Annotated in this window: 6 protein-coding genes and 2 pseudogenes; 4 read left to right on the top strand and 4 right to left on the bottom strand. The window is 68.1% G+C overall.

Going from position 1 to position 9035, the window contains the following annotated elements; all coding sequences use genetic code 11:
* Positions 1 to 30: 30 nt before the first annotated feature.
* A pseudogene (locus F6Q13_RS12635) lies at positions 31 to 585 on the top strand (RNA-guided endonuclease TnpB family protein); the annotation flags it as partial.
* Between the two features lie 14 nt (positions 586 to 599).
* On the opposite strand, the gene F6Q13_RS12630 reads toward F6Q13_RS12635, so the two are convergent.
* Both F6Q13_RS12630 and F6Q13_RS12625 read right to left on the bottom strand, forming a co-directional pair.
* On the bottom strand, positions 600 to 1691 hold the full coding sequence (locus F6Q13_RS12630; protein ID WP_293056840.1) for a 13E12 repeat family protein: 1092 nt from the start codon (positions 1689 to 1691) through the stop codon (positions 600 to 602).
* A gap of 87 nt (positions 1692 to 1778) precedes the next feature.
* Positions 1779 to 3425, bottom strand: coding sequence for an acetolactate synthase large subunit (locus F6Q13_RS12625; protein WP_293056838.1), 1647 nt, complete (start codon positions 3423 to 3425; stop codon positions 1779 to 1781).
* A 57-nt stretch (positions 3426 to 3482) separates the two neighbouring features.
* Here F6Q13_RS12625 and F6Q13_RS12620 point away from each other — a divergent pair, with 57 nt between their 5' ends.
* The gene (locus F6Q13_RS12620) at positions 3483 to 4856 is read left to right on the top strand and encodes an NADP-dependent succinic semialdehyde dehydrogenase (RefSeq protein ID WP_293056837.1); all 1374 of its coding nucleotides are present in this window, start codon (positions 3483 to 3485) and stop codon (positions 4854 to 4856) included.
* On the opposite strand, the gene F6Q13_RS12615 is transcribed toward F6Q13_RS12620, so the two are convergent.
* Positions 4853 to 5791, bottom strand: a complete 939-nt coding sequence (locus tag F6Q13_RS12615; protein WP_293056836.1) for a R2-like ligand-binding oxidase — start codon at positions 5789 to 5791, stop codon at positions 4853 to 4855. The two genes, F6Q13_RS12620 and F6Q13_RS12615, sit on opposite strands and share 4 nt — an antisense overlap.
* Positions 5788 to 6465, bottom strand: coding sequence for a TetR/AcrR family transcriptional regulator (locus F6Q13_RS12610; protein WP_293056834.1), 678 nt, complete (start codon positions 6463 to 6465; stop codon positions 5788 to 5790). Before F6Q13_RS12610 ends, F6Q13_RS12615 begins: the two co-directional genes overlap by 4 nt.
* 116 nt (positions 6466 to 6581) lie before the next feature.
* Between F6Q13_RS12610 and F6Q13_RS12605 the strand changes: the two genes are divergently transcribed.
* Both F6Q13_RS12605 and F6Q13_RS12600 read left to right on the top strand, forming a co-directional pair.
* Complete coding sequence (locus tag F6Q13_RS12605) at positions 6582 to 7562, top strand: phosphotriesterase-related protein (RefSeq protein ID WP_293056832.1); 981 nt, start codon at positions 6582 to 6584, stop codon at positions 7560 to 7562.
* Positions 7559 to 9010: pseudogene (locus F6Q13_RS12600) on the top strand (AMP-binding protein); the annotation flags it as partial. The gene F6Q13_RS12605 and the pseudogene F6Q13_RS12600, both read left to right, overlap by 4 nt.
* Positions 9011 to 9035 lie beyond the last annotated feature (25 nt).

Here is a 9035-nt window from a genome sequence, read left to right as displayed (position 1 = left end):
CCCGATGACTGACCCGCTAGTTCTCATTAGCGCACCACAGAACTGTCCCGGCTGCATCGACGGGTCAACGAAGTCCGCACCCATCACCTGCATGTCCTGACAACGCGTTTGGCTAAAACCCACGGCCGCATCGTTGTCGAAGGTTTGGACGCGGCGCGAATGCTGCGGCAAAAGGGCCTGCCGGGGGCGCGCGCCCGCCGGCGCGGCCTGTCCGATGCGGCCCTGGGCACCCCGCGCCGGCACCTGTCCTATAAGACGGGCTGGTACGGATCGCAGTTGGTGGTCGCCGATCGCTGGTTCGGTTCGAGCAAAACCTGCCACTCCTGCGGGAATGTGCAGGACATCGGCTGGGACGAACATTGGCTATGCGACGCTTGCTTGGCGTCGCACCAGCGTGACGACAACGCCGCGATCAACCTCGCGCGCTACGAGGAAACCATTAGCGTCGTCGGCCCAGTTGGGGCCGCCGTCAAGCGTGGAGCCGACCGTAAGACCGGGCCTCGCCCGGCGGGTGGCTGTGAAGCGCGGAAGGGACACAGCCGCAAGGCTGCCGAACAACCCCGAGATGGGGTGCAAGCCGCGTGATCACTAGAGATCACTCACTTGCAACGGATGGTGTGGTCGAGGTCGCAGCCGGTGGCAGGCCGGTCGCAGCCGGGGAACCGGCAGGTCATGTCTCGGCAGCGAACGAAATCGGCCAGCGCGCGGGAGGGCGAATAACCCGGCTCCGGCGGCGCGTCGGCGGGATGGATCAGTGGTTGGCAGCGTGCGGTACGGGCCAGGTCGGTCAGCAGTTCTGCGGGAATGAGTCCCTCGGTGCCGATCAGCGCCCCGGGCGTCAGGTCCTTGCCGTCGAGGCTGTCCCGGGTCGCGACCACGTGCACCAGGACCGCACCGGGCGCCGGGGCGGTGCCGGCGGGGCAGTCGCTGCGCTCGCAGCGGCACGCCAACCGCGGGGCTCCGGCGGCCAACGCACCCATGGCGTCGGCACGGCGCTGCTTGCGGGTACGCGGGTCATCCGCACAAACGGTGTCGGCCAAGGCGTCTAACCGCGCATCGACCGCATGTGCGTCGGTGGTCAGCAGCCGGCCGAACACCTCCGTGAGTCCGTTGCCGCTGTCGAAGATCGACAATTCCCGATCCGCCTGCTGTTCGCGGCGCCGTCGCACCGCGTCGGGATCGACGCGGCCCACTACCTTATCGATCAGGGCCGCCAGCCGGCTGCGGGTCATCGACGGCCAGCACCGCAGGCGGGCGGCGAGCTCGGCGTCGACCGCGGTCATCACCTCGGGGTCGCTGATCAGCCCGGTGCGGTAGACGATGGTCTGAAACACCGAATAACTGATGTCGCCGGCCACCAGCGCGGCACCGACCTGCGGGAGCTGCTGACGCATGATCTGGGCATAGCCCACGTAGCTCGACGCCAGCGCGGGGTGGATCCGCAACGCCGCGGCCACCTCCGCGGCGACCGCGTCCCAGGTGTCGGTCGCCCAGTCCACACAGCCCCCGGTTTCACGCGCCCGCAGCACATGAAGCTCACCGATGGCCACCAGCCGCTCGCCCGCCGCCCGGTTCTCGGCCCGCGCCGCCGCGCAGATACGGTCCACCACTGCCGCCCCGGTGGACGAGGCGGTGGACGAGGCATCACGGGATACCAACATGCCTTCGATCATGTCGGCGGGGTCCGACACCGGTCTGACACCACCGCCCCGGCGCGTGCGCTGGCTCAGCCAGCTGTGGATAAAACACGAACTGTGGATACCGCCCGGGTGTTCCGGCTACCACGTGTCGTCGAGCTGACCGAGCCGCTCGGTCAGCCGCAGGTTCTCCGCGTAGTCCACCGGGCAGGAGATCAGCGAGACCCCGTCGTCGTCCAGGGCGGCCCGCAGAGTCGGCAGCAGTTCGTCGGCGCTACCGATGCGATACCCCGTGGCTCCGAAGCTCGCCGCGTAACTCACCACGTCAGGATTGGTGAACCGCACGTAGTAGTGGTCGCCGAGTTCGAGATCCATTTTCCACTCGATGAGCCCGTAGCCGCCGTCCTCCCAGATCAGCACCACCAGCGGGATCTGCTCGCGCACAGCGGTTTCGATTTCCTGGGAGTTCATCAGAAACGCGCCGTCCCCGACGACGGCCAGCACCTTCGCCTCCGGCCGGGCCAGCTTGACCCCCAGCGCCCCGGGCAACGCGAACGCCATGGTCGACAAGCCGTTGGAGAACAGACAGGTGTTGCGTTCATAGGCCGGGTACAGCCGCGCCATCCACATCTTGGCCGCCCCGGTGTCGACCAGCACCACGTCGTTGCGACCCATCGCGGCGCGAGTGTCGGCGACCACCCGCGCCGGAGCCATCGGAAACCGTGAATCCTGTTGTCCGCGAGCGAGTTCTTCATTCAGCAATGGACGCCCGGGCACGGTCTGGCCGTCGAAGCGATGCCCGGCCAGCGCGTCGGCCAGCGCGTCCAGGGCGGCGCTGATGTCGCCTTCGATGCCCACGTCCACCGAGTAGTGCGCGTCGACCTCGGCGGGGAAGCGGTGGATGTGGATGATCTTCTTGTCCGCTCTGGGGTTGATCTGAACCGGGTCGAACTCCTGCAGTTCGTACCCGACGGCGACCACGACGTCGGCGGCGTCGAAACCGAAGTTCACGTAGTCGCGACGCATGAAGCCGATCGTGCCCATGCTGGCCGGGTGGTCGTCGGGGACGACGCCTTTGCCGTGGAAGGTGTTGGCGACCGGGGTGCCCAGCGCCTCGGCGAACCGGACCAACGCGGCACCGGCGTCGTTGCGGGCCGCGCCGTGGCCGGCCAGCACGACCGGCCGTCGTGCGGCCCGCAGGATCGCCGCGGCCCGCGCAACTTGGCCCGCGGCGGGGGCCTCGGCGCGGACCACGTTGCGCGGCAACGGCGCCACACCGGAATAGTCGGTGGTGTCGGCGTCCAGATGCTCGGGGATCGCCAAATAGACCGCGGCGGGGCGTTCGGTCTCGGCGAGTTTGAACGCTTTGCGCACCATCTCCGGGATAGCCCGTGCGGTGGGCACACCGTCGGCCCAGCGGGTGATCGGGGTGAACAGGGCCACCAGGTCGACGGATTGGTGTGACTCCTTGTACTGGCGGTCCTGGCCGACCTGGGCGGAGATCGCCACCAGCGGGGTGCTGTTGGTGGTGGCGTCGGCGACGCCGAGCTGCATGTTGATCGCGCCCGGGCCCAGCGTCGCCGACACGACCGACGCACGCCCGGTGACCCGGCCGTACATCTCGGCCATGAACGCCGCGGCCTGCTCGTGGCGGGTGAGCACATAACGGATGTTGGAGGCGGCCAGGGCCTGCATGAGACGGATGTTCTCCTCGCCGGGCAGCCCGAAGACGACGGACACCCCCTCGTTCTCCAGGCATTGGACGATCAACTCGGCCGCTGTGCTCACAGTCGCCACGATAGTGGCAGGCTGGGATGCGGAGTCCGCCCACCGAAGGAGGTCAGCGTGTCCATCGCCACCATCAACCCCGCCACCGGAGAGACGGTCAAAACCTTCACCCCCGCCACCGCCGAGGAGATCGACGCCACGATCGCCCGGGCCCACGACCGCTTCCGGGACTACCGCCGCACCAGCTACCTACAGCGTGGCGAGTGGGCGCGGGCGGTCGCCGACCTGCTGGAGACCGAAGCCGACGAGGTCGCGGCGATGATGACGGGCGAAATGGGCAAGACACTGAAAGCAGCCAAAGCTGAGGTGGTGAAGTCCGCTAAAGGTTTTCGGTACTACGCCGACCACGCCGAGCAGCTACTGGCCGACGAGCCGGCCGAGCCCTCGGCGGTGGGCGCGGCCAGGGCCTACACCCGGTATCAGCCGCTGGGCGTGGTGCTGGCCGTGATGCCCTGGAACTTTCCGCTCTGGCAGGCCGTCCGGTTCGCCGCGCCGGCACTGATGGCCGGCAACGTCGGGATCCTCAAGCACGCCTCCAATGTGCCGCAGACCGCGCTCTACCTCGCCGACGTGATCGCCCGCGGCGGCTTCCCGGACGGCTGCTTTCAGACGTTGCTGGTCGGATCCGGCGCCGTCGAGGCCATCCTGCGCGATCCGCGGGTCGCCGCGGCCACCCTGACCGGCAGCGAACCGGCCGGACGGTCGGTCGCCGCGATCGCCGGCGACGAGATCAAGCCCACCGTGCTCGAACTCGGCGGCAGCGACCCGTTCATCGTGATGCCGTCGGCGGATCTGGACGCGGCGGTCGATACCGCGGTCACCGCCCGGGTACAAAACAACGGCCAGTCCTGCATCGCGGCGAAACGCTTCATCGTGCACAGCGGCGTCTACGACGCGTTCGTCGAGAAGTTCGTCGAAAAGATGACCGCGCTACGGGTCGGCGACCCGACGGACCCGGACACCGACGTGGGCCCGCTGGCCACCGAGTCCGGCCGCGCCGACGTCGAGAAACTGGTCGACGAGGCCGCTGCCGCGGGAGCGGTGATCCGGTGCGGCGGAAAGCGCCTGGACGGGCCCGGCTGGTTTTATCCGCCGACGGTGATCACCGACATCACCCCGGAGATGCCGCTGTTCTACCAGGAGGTATTCGGGCCGGTCGCCTCGGTGTACCGGGTCGACACCATCGACGAGGCGATCGAGCTGGCCAACGCCACCACGTTCGGACTGGGATCCAACGCCTGGACCCGCGATCCGGCCGAACAGCAGCGTTTCATCGACGACATCGAAGCCGGGCAGGTTTTCATCAACGGGATGACAGTGTCCTACCCCGAACTGCCGTTCGGCGGCATCAAACGCTCCGGCTACGGGCGCGAACTCGCCGCGCACGGCATCCGCGCGTTCTGCAACGCCAAAACGGTCTGGGTCGGCTAGCGCGACGCCAGAGCCCGTGCGTCCTCGTCGGCGAACTCGTCCTCCAGTTGCAGCGGTGAGTAGTCGAGGTCGATCTCACCGACCGGCCGCCCGCGCGCGCTGCTGATCGTCCCGAACCGGCGCATTCCTTTGTCGCTGGCGTAGGCCATGAACTCGTCGCTCGACAGGCCGAACGGGATGTCGTCGCCGTACAGGGCAAAGCCCTCTTCGGTGACTTTGAGTGCGAGCGGGATGAGCTCGTTCATCCGGCTTTCGAAGACCGCCCAGTTGGCGTCGTCGGCGGCGACGTGGCGACGGCAGGTGAACGTTCCCCACGCCATATGGCGCCGTTCGTCGTCACCGATGTGGCGGACCAGTTGCTGCATGCCGGGCAGGATGCCGCGCTCCACGCAGATCTTGCGCCAGGCGTGGTAGCCGGTCAGCGCCAACATGCCCTCGACGACGTGGTTGTAGACCACCGACGCGCGGATCTGCGCGGGCGGCGACGGATCGGCGGCCAGCGCGCTCAGCGAGTCCGGCAGCTCGTCGTTGAACATCTGCCGGTACGCCGGCAGGTCGTCGAGGTGGCCGTGCAAGTCGTCGGTCATCCCGACGGCGTCCAGCCACAAGCGGAAGACCTGGGTGTGTTTGGCTTCCTCGAAGGCGAACTGGGTCAGATACATCTCGTCGCCGAGCCGGCCCTCGGCACGCATCGCGGCCATGAACGGCTGGATGTCCTTGGTGACCGCCTCCTCGCCGGCGATGAACTCCGCGCACAGCCGCGTGGCGTAGTCGCGTTCCCGGTCGGTGAGCGCCTCCCAGTCCGCGCGGTCGCGGGAAAAGTCGATGTCGGCGGGATCCCAGAACTTGGCGTTGCCGCCGACGAACAGTCGCAGCGGCAGGCTGTCCCAGTTCAGGCCGCCCGCACCCAGCGAGCCGTAGCGTGTGCGCGTCATGTGACCTCCGTGAGATTGCAGTGGGTTTGCGGCAGTGCGGTGAATGCCGTCGCTAGCACGGCGACCAGCCGGCGCACCGCCAGCGCCGGCTGCTCGGGTGTCGGCTCGTCGAGTCCGAGGACCGGGTCCATCCCGCGCACGTACGGCGCGAGCGCCAGGTGCGGAAAGATCAGCAGCAGCAGCGACAACAGCGCGTCGGTGTCGCAATCGGCGCGCAGGTCCCCGCGGGTGTGCGCCTCGCGCACCAGCGGCCGCAACACCTCCAGGTAGTGGCGGTCAATCACGCTGCGCACGCTGACGCGGGCCTCCGTGTCGACCTCCATGCTCACCGCGGCATGCAGTGACCGTTCCCGCGGATGCTCGGCGAAGTAGGCGACCCAGTCGTCGAGCAGGTCGGTCAGGAACTCGAAGAACGGTCGGCTCGGGTCACGCACGCGGATGCGGTCCTCCATGTAGGACCGCACCCGCTGGCTGGCCACGTCGGCGATGTAGGAGTAGAGATCGCGCTTGTCGGCGAAGTACTGGAACAGGCTGCCCTTGGCCACCCCGGCGCGGCGGGCGATGACGTTGAGGCTGCCGCGGGAAAAACCGTGCGCGCCGAATTCTGCCTCGGCGGCTTCCACGACCGCGGCGCGCCGCGCCGGGTCCACCCGCGCCCATGTCACCGTCGGCACTTAAGTCCTCCGCATCCGAAAGTCCTCCGCATCCGAAATGACCACTGGTCATTCTACTGTGAGTCAGGTCACTACTCAAGGGACTGCCGGTTGAGGGTGGGCGTTACCATCAGCCCATGCCGCACCTGAATACCGCACGCGGACCGATCGACACCGCCGACCTCGGTGTGACCCTCATGCACGAGCACGTGTTCATCATGACCACCGAGATCGCCCAGAACTATCCGGAGGAGTGGGGCGACGAGGAGCAGCGGGTGGCCGACGCTGTCAACCGGCTGAACGAGCTCAAATCGCGCGGCGTCGACACCATCGTCGATCTCACCGTGATCGGTTTGGGCCGTTACATTCCCCGTATCGCGCGCGTCGCGGCCCAAACCGACCTCAACATCGTCGTCGCCACCGGGATCTACACCTACAACGACGTGCCGTTTCGCTTCCACTATCAGGGACCGGGCACCATGCTCGACGGCCCGGAGATCATGACCGACATGTTCGTCCGCGACATCGAGGAGGGCATCGCCGACACCGGGATCAAGGCCGCGATCCTCAAGTGCGCCACCGACGAGCCGGGGATCACGCCGGGTGTCGAGCGGGTGCTGCGCGCGGTCGCCCAGGCACACAAGCGCACCGGGGTGCCGATCTCCACCCACACCCACGCGGGTCTGCGGCGGGGCCTCGAACAGCAGCGCATCTTCGCCGAGGAGGGTGTGGACTTGAGCCGGGTGGTGATCGGGCATTGCGGCGACAGCACCGACGTCGGCTATCTCGAAGAGCTGATCGCCGCCGGCTCCTACCTCGGGATGGACCGTTTCGGCATCGACGTGATTCTGCCGTTCGAGGACCGGGTGAACATCGTGGCGCAGATGTGCGAGCGCGGGCACGCCGACAAGATGGTGCTCTCCCACGACGCCAACTGTTACTTCGACGCGCTGCCCGCGGAAATGATGCCGGTGGCCGCGCCCAATTGGCACTACCTGCACATCCACAACGACGTGATCCCGGCGCTCAAGCAGCGCGGTGTGACCGACGAGCAGTTGCACGCCATGCTCGTGGACAACCCGCGCCGCATCTTCGAGCGTCAGGGCGGCTACCAGTGACCGAGCCGTCTCCACCGATCGGCACGCAGATTTCCCGGCTCGCCCGGCTCTCGCCCGACCAATCGGCGATCACCTGCGACGGACGCACCATCACCCGCGCAGAACTCGACAGCTCGACCAACCGGCTGGCCCGCGCCTACGCGCAACGCGGCGTCGGTGTCGGTGACTACGTGACGATCGTGCTGCCGAACTCGATCGAGTGGGTGCAGGCCGCGCTGGCGTGCTGGAAGCTCGGTGCGGTGCCGCAGCCGCTGTCCCCGCGGTTACCTGCCGCAGAGTTCGAGGGCCTCCTCGCGCTGCGGCCCCGGGCATTGCTGGTGGGGCGCGACGATCCGCACCACCAAATCCCCAGTGTGCCGGCTGGTTTCACGCCGGATCCGGGCACGTCGGATGCGCCGCTCCCCGAAGCGGTGTCGCCGTGCTGGAAGTCGATGGCCTCCGGGGGCAGCACCGGGCGCCCCAAGCTCATCGAAGCCGGCGGAGACAGCCGGATATCGCCGGCGCTCGGCTACTCGTTGGGCGTGCAGGACGGTGACACCACGCTGGTCCCGGTGCCGCTGAGCCACAACACCGGTATCACCACCGCGGTGATCGCCTTGCTGTTGGGCCAACACCTGGTGCTGATGAGCCGATTCGAGCCGCACGAGTTTCTCCGGCTGGTCACCGACCACCGGGTTACCTTCCTGACCACCGTTCCGACCATCATGCAGCGGCTGCTGCCGGTCTACCGTGCCAACCCGGACGCCTATGACCTGTCGTCGATCCGGCGATTCTGGCACCTGGGGGCGCCGTGCCCGCCAGCGGTGAAGCAGGCCTGGATCGACCTGCTGGGGCCGGAAAAGGTGTGGGAGCTCTACGGCGGCACCGAACTGCAGGCGCTGACGGTCATCTCCGGCGACCAATGGCTGGCCCATCGGGGTTCGGTCGGCACCGTGGTGGCCGGGGAGATGAGGGTGCTCGACGACGACGGCAACCCCTGCCCCCCCGGCGTGGTCGGCGAAATCTACCTGCGGCCCGGCCCGGGTGCCCCACCGACCTACCGCTACATCGGGGCCAGCGCGAAGTCCCGCGACGGTTGGGACTCCCTGGGCGACCTCGGCTACTTCGACTCCGACGGCTTCCTGTACCTCTCGGATCGCCGTGTCGACATGTTCACCGTCGGCGGGCGCAACGTGTACCCCGCCGAGATCGAAAACGCGCTCTCGGCGCACCCTGACGTGTTGTCGTGTCTGGTCGTCGGGGTGCCCGACGAAGACCTGGGGCAGGTGCCGTATGCCCTGGTGCAGGCCGCCACGGCGCTGGACGAGCACGCGGTGCAAGCGTTCCTGCGGGACCGGATCGCCGGATACAAGGTGCCCCGCACCGTCGAGTTCGTCGACACCCCGTTGCGCGACGACGCCGGCAAAGCCCGCCGCTCGGCGGTGCGCGCCGAGGTCATGGCGCGGCTCTTCCTCATCGCTACGCTCTGCATCG

The organism is Mycobacterium sp. (assembly GCF_008709575.1).
Taxonomy (GTDB): domain Bacteria; phylum Actinomycetota; class Actinomycetes; order Mycobacteriales; family Mycobacteriaceae; genus Mycobacterium.
This window is presented reverse-complemented; position numbering and strand designations above follow the sequence as displayed.